This is a genomic window from Comamonas sp. B-9 (genome assembly GCF_000410635.1).
Lineage (GTDB): Bacteria > Pseudomonadota > Gammaproteobacteria > Burkholderiales > Burkholderiaceae_C > Comamonas.
In genome coordinates this window covers 1-17,595 of sequence record NZ_KE148556.1, presented here as the reverse complement: position 1 = coordinate 17,595, position 17,595 = coordinate 1, and the positions used below count along the sequence as shown (strand labels likewise).

The window sequence follows — 17,595 nt, the reverse complement described above, 5'->3', positions numbered from 1 at the left end:
CGGGCGCCGTACCGAGCTGGAGATGCGCCTGGACCTGAAGGACACCGGCGCCTTGCTCGGCCGCCTGGGCATGGCTGGCGTGGTGCGCCAGGGCAAGGGCTCGGTGCAGGGAAGCATCGGCTGGACGGGCAGCCCCGTGAGCCCCGATTACACCAGCATGGATGGCAAACTGCACATCGATGTCGGCCAGGGCCAGTTTTTGAAGGTCGAGCCCGGTGCGGCCAAGCTGCTGGGCGTGCTCAACCTGCAGGCCTTGCCGCGCCGGCTGACCCTGGACTTCAAGGACGTGTTCAGCGCCGGCTTTGGCTTTGACTTTGTGCGCGGCGATGTGCTGGTGAGCGATGGCCTGGCCTCGACCACCAATATGCAGATGAAGGGCGTGACCGCCGCCGTGCTGCTCGAAGGCAGCGCCAATCTGCGCGATGAAACGCAGGACCTGCATGTGGTCGTCATCCCCGAGCTGAACACCACGACGATGGCCCTGGTGACCACCGCCATCAACCCGGTCATCGGCATTGGCACCTTCCTGGCCCAGGCCTTGTTCAAGGGGCCGTTGACGCAGGCGGTGACCCAGGAGTTCGAGGTCAGCGGCTCCTGGTCGGAGCCCGAGGTCAAGCGCATAGGCCGCAGGCAGGAAGCGGACAGCAACGCCGTCGGCACCCCGCATTGAGCGTCCTGGCTCTGCTGCGCTGAGTCACCTTCGATATCCGCAGGCGCCAGTTCCAGGCCTGGGCTTGCGGATAATAGCTGCCAGTTTCTCTTGCAGGATGCATCGATGAAAGTAGCCGCACTCCAATTGGTGACCAGCAAAGACTGGGAGCACAACCGCACGCAGGCCTGGCAGCTGCTGCAGCAGGCAGCGGCCGCTGGTGCGGAGCTGGCGGTGCTGCCCGAGTACTTCTGCCTGATGGGCGAGCGCGATACCGACAAGCTGGCGCTGGCCGAGCCGTTTGGCAAAGGCCCCATGCAGCAGTTCCTGGCCGACAGCGCCCGCAGCCTGGGCCTGTGGATCGTCGGCGGCACCTTGCCGCTGCAGGGGCCCGATGCCGCGCATGTCTACAACAGCAGCTGCGTCTACAACCCGCAGGGCGACTGCGTGGCGCGCTACGACAAGATGCATTTGTTTTGCTATGCCAACGAGCGCGAGTCCTATGACGAGCACCGCGTCATCGCGCCGGGCAACACGCCGCAGCAGTTTGACCTGCCCAGCCGCGATGGCCACCACTGGCGCATCGGCTTGAGCATCTGCTACGACCTGCGCTTTCCCGAGCTCTACCGCCTGCATGCACAGGCGGGCGCGCATCTGATGCTGGTGCCCAGCGCCTTTACCTATACGACGGGCCAGGCGCACTGGGAGCTGCTGCTGCGCGCGCGGGCTGTGGAGAACCTGGCCTATGTGCTGGCCGCAGCCCAAGGCGGCCAGCATGAAAACGGCCGCCGCACCTGGGGCCACAGCATGGCCATCAACCCCTGGGGCGAGGTGATGGCGCTGCAGGCGAGCGAGCCTGGCGTGGTGCTGGCCGACCTGGACTGGGCGCAACTGCAGCGCTGGCGCCAGCAGCTGCCTGCCTTGCAGCACCGCGTATGCTGATGGCGCATTGGGCGCAGTCGCTGGCGCAGCGCTGGCACCAGAGCTGGCGGCGCTGGTCGCTGTGGTCGGCGCTGGTGCTGCTGGTGGCAGGCACCCTGGTCACCCAGGTCTGGCTGGCCGGGCGCTATGAGATATCCGAAGTGCAGCAGCGCCTGGACCGCGAGGCCCAGGATGCCGTCAGCGATATCCGCAGCCTGTTCAACGACAACGTCAACCGCCTGCGCAGCATGCCGCGCTATGACAGCGATGTGATGGCCTGGCAGTCGGCTGCGGCCACCATCTTGCGCAACCAGCGCGATCTCGCCCATATCGAGTGGCGCAACCCGCAGCTGCAGATCGAGGCCAGCGAGGAGTCGCCTTATTTGAACCTGCAGTGGTCGGCCATCGACCGCACCGGCATGAACACCGAGAGCCATACCGCCTGCCTGCGCGCCCGCAACACCGGCGCGGCCTCGTACGCGGGCAGCTATTTCCTGTCGCAGGGCAATGGCACCGGGCTGGAGCTGCTCGAACTGTGCGTGCCGGTGATCACCGGCGACCAGCTGCACGGCTTTGCGGTGGCCACCTACATCTTGCAGAACGTGCTGTCGGACCTGGTCAACGAGAGCCTGCGCCGCAACCATGAGCTGTCCTTCACCGAGACCGATGGCACGCGGCTGGCGATTGTCAGCACACCCCGGCGCGGCACGCGCGTGTTCACCTCCAACCAGCTGCTCGACCTGCCCGGCGTGGCGCTGATGCTGCGGGTGGACAGCTGGCATGCGGCGCCCAATGTCTTTCCCAATGTGCTCACGGCCCTGGTCACCGGCATGTCGATTGCGCTGATCACCGTGCTGGTGGTGCTGGTGCGCGACAACCGCCGCCGCCTGAAGGCCGAGCGCGATCTGGGCGATGCGCTGGCCTTTCGCAAGGCGATGGAAGACTCGCTGGTGACAGGGCTGCGCGCGCGCGACCTGCATGGCAAGGTCACCTATGTGAACCCGGCGTTTTGCGAGATGGTGGGATTCTCTGCCGAGGAGATTCTGGACCCGAGCAAGGCCACACCCTACTGGCCGCCGGAGATGGCGCCTGAATACGCGCGCCGCCAGCAGATCCGCCTGTCTGGCCATCTGCCGCCGCCGCGCGAAGGCTATGAATCGACCTTCATGCACAAGGAAGGCCGGCGCTTTCCGGTGCTGATTTTTGAGGCACCGCTGATCAATGCGGCCGGCATGCACACCGGCTGGATGAGTGCCTTTGTCGACATGAGCGAGCAGCGCCGGGTCGAGGAGCTCTCGCGCGCCTCGCAGGAGCGCCTGCAGGCCACCGCGCGCCTGGCGACGGTGGGCGAGATGGCCTCGCTGCTGAGCCATGAGCTCAACCAGCCGCTGGCCGCGATCTCCAGCTATGCGACGGGCATCATGAACCTGCTGCCCGATGGCGCCTCGCCCGATGAGGTGCAGGAGCACCTGCCTGATGTGCGCATGGCCGTGCAGCGCATGGCCTTCCAGGCCGAGCGGGCGGGCAAGGTCATCAAGAGCGTGCATGGCTTTGTGCGCCGGCGCGACCAGTCGCGCGAGTTTTTGCAGGCCTCCGAGCTGATGGACGCGGTATTGCCGCTGGTGCGGCTGCAGGCGCGTAAACTCTATGTGGATGTGGCCACCGAGGTCGCGCCGGGCTTGCCCGCCGTTTTCTGTGACCGGACCATGGTCGAGCAGGTGCTGCTCAACCTCAGCCGCAACGGCATGCAGGCCATGGACTATGGCGGCACGCACCCCCGGGTGCTGCAGATGCTGGTGCGACTGGCGCCCAGCGACGATGGGCGGGCCTGGGTGGAGTTTGTCGTGGCCGATGTGGGCGAGGGCATCACCGAGGAGGTGGCCGCGCGCCTCTATACCCCCTTCTTTACCACCAAGGACGAAGGCATGGGCCTGGGCCTGAGCCTGTGCCGCACCGTCGTGGAGCAGCATGGCAGCCATTTGCGCTACCTGCCCAACCAGCCGCGCGGGACCATCTTCAGTTTTACCCTGCCAACCTGGCGCAACGATTGAAAGTTCAGAGATGCAGCCGCTAGTGAATGCCACCGTGTATATCGTCGATGATGACGCCGAGGTGCGGGATGCCCTGGCCTGGATGCTGCGCTCGCGCCGCTTGCTGAGCGAGAGCTTTGCCTCGGCCGAGGCCTTTGAGGCCATGCTGCGCAGCCGCCCGCCGCAGGTGGACCCGGCCTGCGCGCTCTTGGATGTGCGCATGCCTGGGATGAGTGGCCTCGCGCTGTTTGATCGCCTGGTAGAGATGGACGTGATTGCCGCCTTGCCGGTGATCTTTTTGACCGGCCACGCCGATGTGCCCACCGCCGTGGCCACCGTCAAGCGCGGCGCCTTTGATTTTTGCGAAAAACCGTTTTCCGACAATGTGCTGGTTGATCGCATCGAGCACGCGCTGCAGGCATCGAGCGCCTATCTGGAGACGCTGCGCTCGCAGCAAGGCGTGCGCGAGCGCGTGGCCGAACTGACGGACCGCGAGCAGGCCGTCATGCGGCTGGTGATCGATGGCCTGCCCAACAAGCTGATTGCCGATGAGCTGACCATCAGCGTACGCACGGTCGAAGTGCACCGCGCCCGGGTGTTTGACAAGATGCAGGTCAAATCAGCGGTGGAGCTGGCCAACCTGCTGCGCGATCTTTCCTGAGTCTGCCGTTAGCGCGGGCCCACAAAAAAGGGCGCTAGTCCTTGAACTGGCGCCCTGTGTGCATTCCGCCAAAGCAGGTATTAACGGCCTGGCTGCACTTCACCCACATAGATCTCGACGCGGCGGTTGTGCGCGCGGCCGGCCGGGGTGTCATTGCTGGCCACCGGCTGGCGCGAGCCCATGCCCTGCACCTGGATGCGCGCGCCGTTCACGCCGCGCTGCGTCAGGTAGTTGCGTGCGCTCTCTGCACGGGCCAGCGACAGCGGGTCGTTGATGCCGTCGTTGCCGGTGCTGTCGGTGTGGCCGATGATGCGTACCTGGGCGTTGGGGTTGTTGCGCAGGCCTTCGGCAAAGCGGTCCAGGATGGGGGCGAAGTTGCCCTGGATATCCGAGCGGTTGGTCTGGAACGAGATGTCGCTGGGGATATCGAGCTTGAGCTGGTTGTCCGGCGTCTGCGTCACCACCACACCGGTGCCCTGGGTGGCCTGCTCCATCTCCTGCTTTTGCTTTTGCATGTGCTGCGACCAGATATAGGTGCCCAGCGCGCCGATACCCGCGCCGATCACGGCGCCCGAGCCCGCATGGCCGCCAGCGATCGCACCCACGGCAGCGCCGCCCAGTGCGCCCACGCCGGCGCCGGTGGCGGTTTGGCGTTGGGTGTCAGACATGTTGGCGCAACCGCTCAGGATGGCCAGACTGGCAACGGCAGAGACTAGAATTTGTTTACGCATGCTTGAACTCCTCTGATGCAAGGGCCGCTCCGGAAATGGAGCAGGCCGTGGATGCAAATTGTGGGCAGTAGAACTGCCAAATGCCAGAGACAAAGTTCAAAAATGGTAAAAATGACGGCAATGAGCGGCCATGTCCTACGATTTGCGCAAGCTAGTCGCGAGGAGGCTGCTCATCTTTGCTTACGATTTCCCCTTTTTTGCGACCGGCAAACATCGTCCACCAGACGATCGCCACCAGTATGACCAACGCCAATAGCGCTTCCAGCAATATCAGTCCCATCGGTACCCGCTCCTTACGTACGCTGTCGATGGCTGCGATTGTAGGAATTCTGGCCGCCTGCTCCAGCCAAGTCCCTTTGGACCAGCCGTCTTCGCCGACTACCCTACCGCCGGTATCGGGCAGCATCGAGGTGCTGCCCCCCGATGCCAATGAGCCGCTGCCCCCGGCGATCCAGCAGGCCAAGAGCCGCTGGGTGCCGGTGCACTGGTCGTCGGTGCCCGGCCTGGAGCAGGACAACCTGGCCGATGCCTGGAACGCCTGGATCAAAAGCTGCAGCCGCCCGCCCGTGCCGTTTGCGCAGTTCTGCTCCGAGGTGCGGCGCATGAGCCTGGCCTCGACCGAAGAGCAGCGCGCCTGGATGGTGTCGCGCTTTCAGCCCTACCGTGTCGAATCGCTCGATGGCAACCCCGATGGCATGCTGACCAGCTATTTCGAGCCCATGCTCGATGGCACGCGCCAGCCGGGCAATGGCTATTCGATCCCGCTGTACCGCTCGCCAGCCACGCTGGGCACGCGCAAGCCCTGGTTCAGCCGCCAGCAGATCGAGACCCTGCCGCAGGTGCAGGCCGAGCTGCAGGACAAGGTGATTGCCTGGGTCAACGACCCGGTCGATGCGATGGTGTTGCACATCCAGGGCTCGGGCCGGGTGCGCATCCAGGAGGCCGATGGCTCGGTGCGCCTGATCCGCGTGGCCTATGCCGCCACCAATGACCACCCCTACAAGAGCATTGGCAAATGGCTGCTCGACCAGGGCCTGGTGCGCGATGCCACCTGGCCGGGCATCAAGGCTTGGATTGCCGCCAACCCGACCCGGGTCAACGAGCTGCTCTGGAGCAACCCGCGTTATGTCTTCTTCAAGGAAGAGCCGCTGTCGCCGCTCGATGCCGAGTTTGGCCCCAATGGCGCCCAGGGCGTGCCGCTGACGCCTGGCCGCTCGATTGCGGTGGACCGGGGCAGCATCCCCTATGGCACCCCCGTGTGGCTGTCGTCCACCGGCCCCACCGTGCAGCTCAACCGCCTGGTGATGGCGCAGGACACCGGCAGCGCGATTCTGGGCGCTGTGCGCGCCGACTACTTTGCCGGCTGGGGCCATGAGGCGGGCGATTTTGCCGGCCGGGTCAAGCAGCCGCTGCGGCTGTGGGTGCTGTGGCCCCGGGGTGTGGCCAAGCGCTGATGCGCCGGGTTTAATCAATCAGGCCAGCTGCGAGGCTGGCCTTTTGCATGGCAGCTGCTGATTGCCGAAAGCGGTCAACGCGAAGGCGTGCCTTTGGGGTTGGCTGTCATCGGCAGCGGCAAGGCACTGCTGGATTTCACCTCGCCGAGCGAAAAGGTGGTGTGCACATCTTTCACATTGGGCAGGTGCAGCAGCACATTGCGGATAAAGCTGGAGAAGCTCTCCAGGTCCTTGGCGACCACCTGCAGCTCAAACGTACCCGCGCCGCTGATGTAGTGGCAGGACGTGACCTCGGGCAGCAGTCGGATCGATTCCTCCATGCGCAAGGTGATGTCGGCCGTGTTCTGCGCGGCATCGACGCGCACAAAGGCCAGCACGCCCAGGCCGAGCTTGTGGCGGTCCAAGGTGGCGTGGTAGCCGGTGATATAGCCGGCCTCTTCGAGCGCACGCACCCGGCGCCAGCAGGGCGCGGCCGACAGGCCCACGCGCTGGGCCAGCTCGGCATTCGTCAAACGGGCGTTTTTTTGCAGCTCGTAGAGGATCGCCCAGTCGAATTTGTCAATTTGGTTCATTTATCGCCATTATTGAGTAAGATTCTTTCAAATACTAGGTAAACCCCGGCAAGGAAAAGAATACTTTATTCTCGCTGCCCGTCATACACTGCAGCGATGAAAGCCAGGGTGTTTTGCGCTGGCTGCTGGACTTGGTTCCAGATTCTTATAACGCCCCACAATCCCGGACCTGCCACAAGCGGCCACCGGGTGCTCTCCCCAGGAGACAAGACGATGAATGCCTCACTCCCCGAGTCCGTCCGCAAAGCGCTGGAGACGGTAACGTTGGAAGATAAGTACGCACTGGCCCATGGCCGTGCCTTCATGAGCGGGGTGCAAGCCCTCGTTCGCCTGCCGATGCTGCAGCGCCAGCGCGATGCCTTGCAGGGCCTCAACACCGCAGGCTTTATCAGCGGCTACCGGGGTTCGCCCCTGGGCGGCTACGACCAGGCGCTGTGGGCGGCCAAAAAGCACCTGAAGGAAAACCACATCGAGTTCCAGCCTGGCGTCAACGAAGAGCTGGGCGCCACGGCCGTCTGGGGCACGCAGCAGCTCGATCTGTACCCGCAGAGCAAGAAGTTCGACGGTGTCTTTGGCATCTGGTACGGCAAGGGCCCGGGCGTGGACCGCAGCGTGGATGTGTTCAAGCACGCCAACATGGCGGGCACGGCCAAGCACGGCGGCGTGATTGCGCTGGCGGGCGATGACCACATCAGCAAGTCCTCGACGGCGGCGCACCAGAGCGACCATATCTTCAAGGCCGTGGGCTCGCCGGTGTTCTTCCCCTCCAGCGTGCAGGACATCCTGGACATGGGCCTGCATGCCTTTGCGCTGAGCCGTTTCTCCGGCGTCTGGTCGGGCATGAAGACGATCCAGGAGATTGTGGAGTCCTCGGCCAGCGTCTCGGTGGACCCGGACCGGGTCAACATCATCACCCCCGATGACTTTGTGATGCCGCCCGGCGGCCTGCACATCCGCTGGCCCGATGCGCCGCTGGAGCAGGAGGCGCGCCTGATGGACTACAAGTGGTATGCGGCGCTGGCCTATATCCGCGCCAACAAGCTCAACTACAACGTCATCTCCACGCCCAAGGACCGCTTTGGCATCATCGCCAGCGGCAAGGCCTTCAATGACACGCGCCAGGCGCTGATCGACCTGGGGCTGGACGACGACACCTGCCGCCAGCTGGGCATCCGCCTGCACAAGGTCAACGTGGTCTGGCCGCTCGAGGCCTCCATCACGCGCGACTTTGCGATGGGCCTGCAGGAGATTCTGGTGGTCGAGGAAAAGCGCCAGATGATCGAGTACCAGCTCAAGGAGGAGCTGTACAACTGGCGCTCGGATGTGCGCCCCCATGTGCTGGGCAAGTTCGACGAGACCGATGGCGACCACTCCGGCGGCGAGTGGTCGGTGCCCAACCCCAGCGACCACTGGCTGCTGCGCCCCAAGGCGGACCTGACCCCGGCGCTGATTGCGCAGGCGCTGGCCAAGCGCTTGAAGAAGCTGGGCGTGCCTGATGACATTGTGCGCCGCATGGATGCTCGCCTGCAGGTGATTGCCGCGCGTGAGCAAGGCCTCAAGGACAGCACGCAGGAGTCGGTGGACCGCCTGCCCTGGTTCTGCAGCGGCTGCCCGCACAACACCAGCACCCGCGTGCCCGAAGGCAGCCGCGCGGTGGCCGGTATTGGCTGCCACTACATGGTCAACTGGATGCCCGACCGCAACACCAGCACCTTCACGCAGATGGGCGGCGAAGGCGTGACCTGGGTCGGCCAGGCGCCGTTCACGACCGACCAGCATATCTTCTCGAACCTGGGCGACGGTACCTACTTCCACAGCGGCCTGCTGGCCATCCGCCAGAGCATTGCCTCGGGCGTGAACATCACCTACAAGGTGCTCTACAACGATGCGGTGGCCATGACCGGTGGCCAGCGCGTGGGCGAGCGGCCCGAGGGCCACTCGGTGTTGCAGATCATGACCAGCCTGTTGTCCGAAGGGGTCAAGAAGCTGGTTATCGTGACCGATGAGCCGGAAAAATACCAAGGCGTGCAGCTGGGCGCAGGCGTGACCGTGCACCACCGCGACGAGCTCGACCGCATCCAGCGCGAGTTCCGCGAGCTCAAGGGCACGACAGCCATCATCTACGACCAGACCTGCGCGACCGAAAAGCGCCGCCGCCGCAAACGCGGCACGCTGGCCACGCCAGCCAAGACCGTCATCATCAATGAGGCGGTGTGTGAGGGCTGCGGCGACTGCTCGGTGCAGTCCAACTGCCTGTCGGTCGAGCCGGTTGAGACCGATTTTGGCCGCAAGCGCAAGATCAACCAAAGCACCTGCAACAAGGATTTCTCCTGCGTCAAAGGCTTTTGCCCAAGCTTTGTCACCATCGAAGGCGGCCAGCTGAAAAAAGCCAAGAAGGAGAAAAAGGGCGATATGGCCAAGCTGCCGGCCTTGCCCGATCCGGTATTGCCCGTGGCCACCCAGGCCTGGGGCATTGTGGTGGCCGGTGTCGGTGGCACGGGTGTGATCACCATCGGCTCGCTGCTGGGCATGGCCGCGCACCTGGAAGGCAAGGGCGTGGTCACGCAGGATGCGGCAGGTCTCGCGCAAAAGGGCGGCTCGACCTGGAGCCATATCCAGATCGCCAATTCGCCCGATGCCATCTACACCACCAAGGTGGACACGGCCAAGGCTGACCTCATCATTGGCTGCGACCCCATCGTCGCGGCCAACAAGACCACCTTGGCGGCCATGCAACAGGGCCGCACCTTTGTGGCGCTCAACACCCATGGCGCGCCCACGGCGGCCTTTGTGCACAACCCGAACTGGCAGTTCCCCGAGGCGGGCTGTGAATCGGCGATCCTGGCGGCGGTGGGCCAACAGGGCGTGGGCATGTTCGATGCCGAGCACATTGCCACCCAGGCGCTGGGCGACAGCATCTACACCAACCCGCTGATCCTGGGTTACGCCTGGCAAAAGGGCCGGGTGCCGCTGTCCCATGCCGCGCTGATGCGGGCGATGGAGCTGAACGGCGTGCAGGTGGACAACAACAAGGCCGCATTTGAGTGGGGCCGCCAGTGCGCCGCCAACCTGCCCCAGGTGCAGGCCATGTTTGCTGCCCAGCAGGTCATCCAGCTGGTGAAAAAGCCCTCCCTGCAAGAGCTGGTGGCCAAGCGCGTGGCATTCCTCACCGATTACCAGGACAGCGCCTATGCGGCCGACTACCAGGCCTTTGTGAACCAGGTGCATGCGGCCGAAGCCAAGTTGGGCAGCAGCACGCGCCTGTCGCAAGCGGTGGCGCGCTATCTGTTCAAACTGATGGCCTACAAGGACGAGTACGAGGTGGCGCGCCTGCACACCACGGCCGAGTTCAGCGAGAAGATTGCCAGCATGTTCGAGGGCGACTACAAGATCGTGCACCACCTGGCGCCGCCCACCACGGCCAAGCGCAACGACAAGGGCGAGCTGGTCAAGAAGGCCTATGGCGGCTGGATGCGCAAGGCCTTTGGCGTGATGGCGGGGCTCAAGGGCCTGCGCGGCGGCGCACTCGATATCTTTGGCCGCACCGAAGAGCGCCGTACCGAGCGCGCGCTGATCCTGGAGTACCGTGCCTGCATCGAGGAGCTGCTGCAGGGCCTGAGCGCCGAACGCCTGGCGCTCGCCGTCGAGATCGCCAGCATCCCCGAAGACATCCGTGGCTACGGCCATGTCAAGGAGCGCCACCTGGCCGCTGCCCGTGCCAAATGGCAGCAGCTGATGGCGCGCTGGCGTGCCCCAGCGGATGCCGGCAATGCGCCGGTGGCCGCCAAGCCAGAACCGGCTCGGGTGTAAAGCTATTGGCCATCAGCCTCTGCACGCTATGCCGACCAAGCCGCCAGGACACCGTGTCTGGCGGCTTTTTTGTCAGCCTGCCGGGGTGGGTGGCGTGACAAATTTGTCATATCTAGCGGGGCTCCCACAGGATGGGCCAGGCATTTGGGCGCGTAAATACCATCGGATCTGCTGTGTTAGCCATAGTGGCTTCTACCAATACGCTGGCATGAAAACTGCTTAATTCCATGAAAACAACCGGAAAAACCAGAGGCATCCAAGGTATTGCCTGGGTGTTCGCAGAGGGGCACGCATACAATGCTTCTCTTTGGGCCTTGGTTTTGGTCATCCAGGCAAGGCCTGCATCCACGTTGGGAGCTTCATTTGTTTATCTCTTCTGCTTTTGCCCAGACCGCACCGGCTGCTGCTGCCTCCGGCGGCATGACCTCCACCCTCACCAGCATGCTGCCTTTGGTGCTGATGTTTGTGGTGCTGTATTTCCTGATGATCCGTCCTCAGATGAAGCGCCAAAAGGAAGCCCGTGCGATGATCGACGCGCTGGTCAAGGGCGACGAAGTGGCGACCAACGGTGGCCTGGTGGGCCGCGTGGTGGGCCTGGACGAACAGTTCCTGCAAGTAGAGTTGGCCCAGGGCGTCGTCGTGCAACTGCAGCGTGGTGCTGTGGTGCAGGTGCTGCCCAAGGGTACGCTGAAGTAATCCATCGTTGAAACAGCAATTGGCGCAGCATGGCTGCGCCTTCTATTTTGCGTAAGGTAAGAGCGCGATCATGAACCGTTATCCGGTCTGGAAGTACGCGATCATTGTGATCGCGCTTCTGGTAGGGGTTGTATACACCCTGCCCAACTTTTTTGGTGAGGCGCCTGCAGTCCAGGTCGCCTCGGTCAAGGCGACTGTCACGGTCGATTCTGCATTGCAGCAGCGCGTGGAGACGGTGCTGGCCGATGCCGACGTCAAGCCGCTGAGCATCGCGCTGGAAAACGGCTCGATCCGTGCCCGCTTCGAGAAGGAAGACGAGCAGCTCAAGGCCAAGGGCGTGCTCGAGCGCGCACTGATCCCTGACACCAGCGACCCCTCCTATGTGGTGGCGCTGAACCTGATCTCCCGCTCACCCGCCTGGCTCACCGCCTTGCATGCCAAGCCCATGTACCTGGGCCTGGACTTGCGCGGTGGCGTGCACTTCACCTTGCAGGTGGACATGCAGGCGGCGCTGACCAAGCGCACCGAAGCGCTGACCAGCGATGTGCGTCTGGCGCTGCGCGACAAGAAGATTCGCCACGGCGGTGTGAACCGCGAAGGCCAGTCGCTCGAAGTGCGCCTGCAAGACGAGGCCACGGCCACGACGGTGCGCAACCTGATTGTGGACACCATGCCCGACCTACAGGCCAACGTGGTCAGCACGGGCGGCGCCTATGTGGTGCGCGCCAACATCAAGCCTGAATCGCTGCGCAGCGTGCAAGAGCAAGCGCTCAAGCAGAACATCACCACCTTGCACAACCGTATCAATGAGCTGGGCGTTGCCGAGCCAGTGATCCAGCAGCAAGGCTCCGACCGCATCGTCGTGCAGTTGCCCGGCGTGCAGGATCCCGCACAGGCCAAGGACATCCTGGGCCGTACTGCGACCCTGGAAGTGCGTATGGTCGACGACAGCTCGGACGCGCGCGCTGCCGAAATGGGCACCGGCCCCGTGCCTTTTGGCTCTGAAAAGTACAGCGACCCGCATGGCCAGTCGATTGTCGTGAAAAAGCAGGTCATCCTGACCGGCGAGAACCTGAACGACGCGCAGCCCGGCTTTGACAGCCAGACCCATGAAGCGACCGTGAACCTGACGCTGGACGGCAAGGGCGCGAACATCTTCAAGCAGGTCACCAGCGAGAACATTGGCAAGCGCATGGCCATCCTGCTGTTTGAAAAGGGCAAGGGCCAGGTCGTGACCGCGCCGGTGATCCGCTCCGAAATCGGTGGCGGCCGCGTGCAGATCTCGGGCAGCATGACGACCAAGGAAGCCAGCGATACCTCGCTGCTGCTGCGTGCCGGCTCGCTGGCTGCGCCGATGGAAATCATCGAGGAATACACGATCGGCCCCAGCATGGGTAAAGAGAACGTGGAAGCCGGTATCAAGAGCATTGTGGGCGGCTTCATCGCGATTGCCGTCTTCATGTGCATCTACTACATGATCTTTGGCGTGGTCTCGACCATTGCGCTGGGCGTGAACGTCTTGCTGCTGCTGGCCATCCTGTCGATGCTGCAGGCCACCCTGACCCTGCCGGGCATTGCCGCCATGGCACTGGCCATCGGTGTGGCCATTGACTCGAACGTGCTGATCAATGAACGTGTGCGCGAAGAATTGCGCGCCGGTGCGTCGCCGCAGGCGGCCATCCATGCCGGTTATGAACATGCCTGGCACACCATCTTGGACTCCAACGTCACCACCTTGATCGTGGGCCTGGCGCTGCTGGCCTTTGGCTCGGGCCCGGTGCGCGGCTTTGCGGTGGTGCACTGCATCGGCATTCTGACCAGCATGTTCTCGGCCGTGTTCTTCTCGCGTGGCCTGGTCAACCTCTGGTATGGCCGCCGCAAGAAGCTCAAGAGCGTGTCGATCGGTCAGGTCTGGAAGCCCGAGGGCGAAGACCACCGCTCCGTGGCATCTGCTAAACGTTAAGGAGGAAGACCATGGAATTCTTCCGTATCAAAAAAGACATCCCTTTCATGAAATACGCGTTGGTGCTCAACGCGATTTCGGTCATCACCTTTGTGCTGGCGGTGTTCTTCCTGACCACCCGTGGCCTGCACCTGTCGGTGGAGTTCACCGGCGGCACCGTCATGCAGGTGGCCTACGAGCAGCCAGCGGACGTGGGCAAGATCCGCGAACAGGTCGCCTCGCTCGGCTACCAGGACATCCTGGTGCAGAACGTGGGCAGCGCTGACCGCGTGATGATCCGCCTGCCGATCGAAAAAGGCGTGACCACGGCCCAGCAGGGCGAGAAGGTCATGGGCGCGCTCAAGGCGGCCGATCCCGGGGTGACCTTGCTGCGCAGCGAGTTCGTCGGCCCCTCGGTCGGTGAGGAGCTGGTGCATGGCGGCCTGATGGCGCTGGGCGCCGTGGTGCTGGGCATCGTGATCTACCTGGCCATGCGCTTTGAGTGGAAGTTCGGTGTGGCTGCGGCCATCGCCAACTTGCATGACGTGGTGATCATCCTGGGCTTTTTCGCCTTCTTCCAGTGGGAGTTCTCGCTGGCCGTGCTCGCCGGTGTGCTGGCGGTGCTGGGCTACTCGGTCAATGAGTCGGTGGTGATCTTTGACCGGATCCGTGAGGCATTCCGCAAGTTCCGCAAGCTCAGCACGCCCGAAGTGATCGACCACGCCATCACCTCGACGATGAGCCGGACCATCATCACCCACGCCTCCACCGAGGCGATGGTGCTGTCGATGTTTCTTTTTGGCGGTGCCAGCTTGCATTACTTTGCGTTGGCGCTGACTATTGGTATTCTTTTTGGTATCTACTCGTCGGTGTTCGTCGCTGCGGCCATCGCCATGTGGCTGGGCGTCAAACGCGAAGACTTGGTCAAGGTCAGCCAAAAGGACCTGGACCCGAACGACCCCAATGCCGGGGCTACGGTATAAAGCAGACCGATAAGGGATGGGATTTCTGTGGCTGTTGCACCTTCGCACCATCGCACCTGGCAAAAAAAGCTCGCCCGTGAAGCGCGGCTGAGATTTGTCGGGGGCTTGTGCGTGGGTCTGCCCGGGGTGGCAGCGCGCTTGCGCGCCGAGCTGCTCCAGATCATGGCGCGGCCCAGTACCGATCCCGCCCGCTCGCATGTCGCGCTGTCGGCTGCCATTACCGAGTTTGACAGCCGCCAGCAAGCCTGGCTGGACAGCGCCAACAGGCTGCTGCGCCAAAGCCTGCTGGCGGGCGAGCCGGCCCCCGAGCCGGTGGCAGCGCCCCCCACCATCACCAGCTTCGAGCTGGTCAGCAACGAGGCCATCGAAGGCCGCATCATCGCCTCGCGCCTGGCAGCCCAGCTGCTGGAGCTGGTGGCGCTGGAGCTGGACAGCGTGCGCCGCGTGACCCAGTTTCTGGAAGACCAGGAGCTGGGCCCAGCTGACGCGCTGCGCCCCGAGACCTGGTGCCTGCGGCTGATCGAAGCCTGGGAAGCCGCGGGCCTCAGCCGCAAGACGCTGGACCTGCTCTGGACGCCGATGCTCGAAGCGCTGGCGCCCCTGGGCATCAGCGGCTACACGGCGGTGCGGCGCTTCTATGACGAGCAAGGCGCGGCCAGCGAAGACGAGCTGCGCAGCTACCGCATCAAACGCACTGAAAGCGAGCGCCATGCACCGGCGGCAGCTGCTGCGGCAGCAGCTGCCGCCCAGCAGGCGGGCGGCATGGCTGCAGCGCAAGGAGCCGCAGGCGCGGCCTCGGGTGCGGCCAGCATGCCTTCGGGCCTGATGCCAGCTGGCGGCGCCGGTGCCCCCGGTTGGGTGGCCATGGGTGCAGCCCGCCAGAAGAGCCAGGGCGTATTGGCGCAGCTGCGGGGCTTTTTGCAGAATGTCGCCGGCAGCCGCTCCAATGGCGGGCCGCCCCCGGGGCGCGCCTCCCTGGGAGACGCTGGCGGCTATGTGATCTCGCCAGCGCTGCAGCATGCGCTGGTCTCGCCGCCCACGGCGATCCAGTCGGCCTGGTTCCATACCGCGCCGGCCGATGACGATTTTGACCCCGGACAGGTGGTGGCGCCGGTAGCACTGGCGGTGCGCCAGCAATCGTCGGCACTCAAGAGCGTGGCCTCGTCCGACGAGGAAAAGGCGATCATCGAGATCATCGCCTTGATGTTCCAGAGCATCCTGAACGAAGACCGCATCCCGGCCGGTATCCGCATCTGGTTTGCACGCCTGCAGGTGCCGGTGCTGCGCGTGGCGCTGGCCGAGCCGGCGTTCTTCAACGACACCGAACACCCCGCGCGCCAGCTGATCGACCGCATGGGCGCCTGCGTGCTGGGCTTTGAGGCCGCTGCGCTCAATGGCACGACCTTGGAGGCCGAGGTCAAGCGGGTGGTGCAGGTCATCGAGCAGTACCCGGACACCGGCAGCCGCGTGTTCCAGCTGGTGCTCAAGGAATTCCAGAAATTTCTCGAAAAGAACCTGACCGGCCAGACTGCCACCGCGCGCGAGCTGGTGAGCCTGGCCCAGCAGATCGAGCAAAAGGAAACGCTGGCCATCCAGTACACCATCCAGCTGCGCGACATGCTGCTGGAGATGCCGGTGGACAGCGATGTGCGCGAATTCCTGTTCAAGCAGTGGTCCGATGTGCTGGCCATGTCGGCCATTCGCTTTGGCGCCGAGCACGAGAACACGCAAAAATTCAAGAAGGCCGCGCTGGACCTGGTCTGGTCGGCGTCGGCCAAGCCCAGCAAGGAAGAGCGCGCCAAGGTGATCCGCCAGTTGCCGCTGTTGCAAACCGTGCTGCGCCAGGGTTTGACCTTGTCGAACATCGTCGGTGAGCGCCAGGACGAGATGATCAAGAGCCTGATGGACATCGTGGCCGAGGCCTTCCTGGCCAAGACCAATGAGATCCCGCAGGAGCGCATCATTGCGCTGGCTGAGCGCCTGGCCCATCTGGAAGATGCCCTTGATGAGGTGGTGACCGAGGAGTACCCGCTCAGCGCCGAGAGCATCGAGCTGATGCTGGGCATCGACACCAGCAGCATCCAGGTGATTGCCGATGATGGTGCGCTGGTACAGCCCGAAGTGCTGGAGTGGGCGAAAAACCTGTCGCTGGGCAACTGGTTCCTGCTGGACCACAATGCCAGCCCGCTGCAGGTGCAGTATGTCTGGCACAGCCAGCACAAGCAGCTGCATCTGTTTGCAGCGCTGAGCGGCTCGTGCTTTCTCTTCCAGATGCGGCGCATGGGCCACTACCTGCAGGCCGGCCTGTTGCTGCCGCGCGATGCCGAAGGCATCACCGCGCGCGCCGCCCGCGATGCGCTGGCCAAGATCGAGGCCAACCCCGAGCGGCTCCTGCAGTAAGGCTGCTGGATCTAGCCTGCCGCCAGGCGCTGGAACAAGCCGCCGGGCAGGCGCGCCACCCGGCCTTGGAGTTCGAGCTCCAGCAGCTGGATCTGCAGGCTGGCGATATCGATGCCGGTGCGGCTGCACAGGCTGTCCAGATCGACCGGGTCAAAGCCCAGCGCTTGGAGCAAACCCTGGTCATTCTTGTCGTTGCCGGCCGTTGTGCCAGGCGCGGCCGCTGGGGCAGGTTCTGCAGCTGGCGCCCGCGCGGCTGCACCGCCCAGCGCCGGCAGCTCTTCCAGAATATCTTCCACCGATTCCACCAGCTTGGCGCCCTGGCGGATCAGCGCATGGCAGCCTTTGCTTTGCGGCGCATGGATGGAGCCGGGGATGGCGAAGACCTCGCGCCCCTGCTCGCTGGCCAGCCGGGCGGTGACCAGGGAGCCGGAGGCGGTCGCCGCCTCGACCACCAAGGTGCCGCTGGCCAGGCCGGCAATCAGCCGGTTGCGTTTGGGAAAGTTCTGCGCCAGCGGGGGCGTGCCCAGGTGGTATTCGCTGACGATCCAGCCCTGCTCGGCAATCTGCGCGGCCAACGGGTGGTTGGCCCGGGGGTAGACCCGGTCGATGCCGGTGCCGACCACGGCGATGGTGGCGGGTTGCGTCGCCGTTGCGGCCTCCAGCGCGCCCGCATGGGCGGCGGCGTCAATGCCCAGCGCCAGGCCGGAGACGACGGTCACACCCTGGCGCGCGAGGGTCTGCGCAAA

At 64.3% G+C, this 17,595-nt stretch carries 14 protein-coding genes; 10 read left to right on the top strand and 4 right to left on the bottom strand.

All coding sequences use genetic code 11. The features are described from left to right. The 4 genes from H928_RS0110565 to H928_RS0110550 all read left to right on the top strand — a co-directional run. A partial coding sequence (locus H928_RS0110565) for an AsmA-like C-terminal region-containing protein (protein WP_306729937.1) occupies positions 1-670 on the top strand: 670 nt, incomplete at its 5' end. A 105-nt stretch (positions 671-775) separates the two neighbouring features. Further along, a complete protein-coding gene (locus tag H928_RS0110560; RefSeq protein WP_027010802.1) occupies positions 776-1,591 on the top strand; it encodes a carbon-nitrogen hydrolase family protein in 816 nt (271 codons plus the stop codon). Then, complete coding sequence (locus tag H928_RS0110555; RefSeq protein WP_027010801.1) at positions 1,591-3,621, top strand: sensor histidine kinase; 2,031 nt, start codon at positions 1,591-1,593, stop codon at positions 3,619-3,621. The genes H928_RS0110560 and H928_RS0110555 overlap by 1 nt, the downstream gene beginning before the upstream one ends. A gap of 10 nt (positions 3,622-3,631) precedes the next feature. After that, on the top strand, positions 3,632-4,261 hold the full coding sequence (locus tag H928_RS0110550; RefSeq protein WP_021026475.1) for a response regulator transcription factor: 630 nt from the start codon (positions 3,632-3,634) through the stop codon (positions 4,259-4,261). A gap of 80 nt (positions 4,262-4,341) precedes the next feature. On the opposite strand, the gene H928_RS0110545 is transcribed toward H928_RS0110550, so the two are convergent. Beyond that, the gene (locus tag H928_RS0110545) at positions 4,342-4,992 is read right to left on the bottom strand and encodes an OmpA family protein (RefSeq protein ID WP_021026474.1); all 651 of its coding nucleotides are present in this window, start codon (positions 4,990-4,992) and stop codon (positions 4,342-4,344) included. A 151-nt stretch (positions 4,993-5,143) separates the two neighbouring features. Then, a complete protein-coding gene (locus H928_RS33965; RefSeq protein ID WP_021026473.1) occupies positions 5,144-5,272 on the bottom strand; it encodes a hypothetical protein in 129 nt (42 codons plus the stop codon). Between H928_RS33965 and H928_RS0110535 the strand changes: the two genes are divergently transcribed. After that, positions 5,232-6,446: a murein transglycosylase A gene (locus tag H928_RS0110535; protein ID WP_084635760.1), complete on the top strand. Its 1,215-nt coding sequence runs from the start codon at positions 5,232-5,234 to the stop codon at positions 6,444-6,446. The genes H928_RS33965 and H928_RS0110535 overlap by 41 nt on opposite strands. A gap of 74 nt (positions 6,447-6,520) precedes the next feature. Here the strand turns inward: H928_RS0110535 and H928_RS0110530 are convergent, their stop codons facing one another. Then, positions 6,521-7,018: an Lrp/AsnC family transcriptional regulator gene (locus H928_RS0110530; RefSeq protein WP_021026471.1), complete on the bottom strand. Its 498-nt coding sequence runs from the start codon at positions 7,016-7,018 to the stop codon at positions 6,521-6,523. A gap of 213 nt (positions 7,019-7,231) precedes the next feature. Between H928_RS0110530 and H928_RS27150 the strand changes: the two genes are divergently transcribed. The 5 genes from H928_RS27150 to H928_RS0110505 all read left to right on the top strand — a co-directional run bounded on the left by H928_RS27150 (position 7,232) and on the right by H928_RS0110505 (position 16,849). Continuing rightward, positions 7,232-10,828 (top strand): indolepyruvate ferredoxin oxidoreductase family protein, encoded by a 3,597-nt coding sequence (locus tag H928_RS27150; RefSeq protein WP_021026470.1) that lies wholly within the window; start codon positions 7,232-7,234, stop codon positions 10,826-10,828. A 363-nt stretch (positions 10,829-11,191) separates the two neighbouring features. Next, positions 11,192-11,524 carry a preprotein translocase subunit YajC gene (gene yajC / locus H928_RS0110520; RefSeq protein WP_021026469.1) on the top strand — a complete coding sequence of 111 codons (333 nt, stop codon included), beginning with the start codon at positions 11,192-11,194 and terminating at the stop codon, positions 11,522-11,524. 70 nt (positions 11,525-11,594) lie between these two features. Further along, positions 11,595-13,487 carry a protein translocase subunit SecD gene (secD, locus tag H928_RS0110515; protein WP_021026468.1) on the top strand — a complete coding sequence of 631 codons (1,893 nt, stop codon included), beginning with the start codon at positions 11,595-11,597 and terminating at the stop codon, positions 13,485-13,487. An 11-nt stretch (positions 13,488-13,498) separates the two neighbouring features. Then, complete coding sequence (secF, locus tag H928_RS0110510; protein ID WP_021026467.1) at positions 13,499-14,449, top strand: protein translocase subunit SecF; 951 nt, start codon at positions 13,499-13,501, stop codon at positions 14,447-14,449. Between the two features lie 27 nt (positions 14,450-14,476). Further along, the gene (locus tag H928_RS0110505) at positions 14,477-16,849 is read left to right on the top strand and encodes a DUF1631 family protein (protein ID WP_027010800.1); all 2,373 of its coding nucleotides are present in this window, start codon (positions 14,477-14,479) and stop codon (positions 16,847-16,849) included. A gap of 11 nt (positions 16,850-16,860) precedes the next feature. On the opposite strand, the gene dprA is transcribed toward H928_RS0110505, so the two are convergent. Then, positions 16,861-17,595 (bottom strand): DNA-processing protein DprA (dprA, locus tag H928_RS0110500; RefSeq protein ID WP_021026465.1); only part of this gene is annotated, 735 nt, incomplete at its 5' end.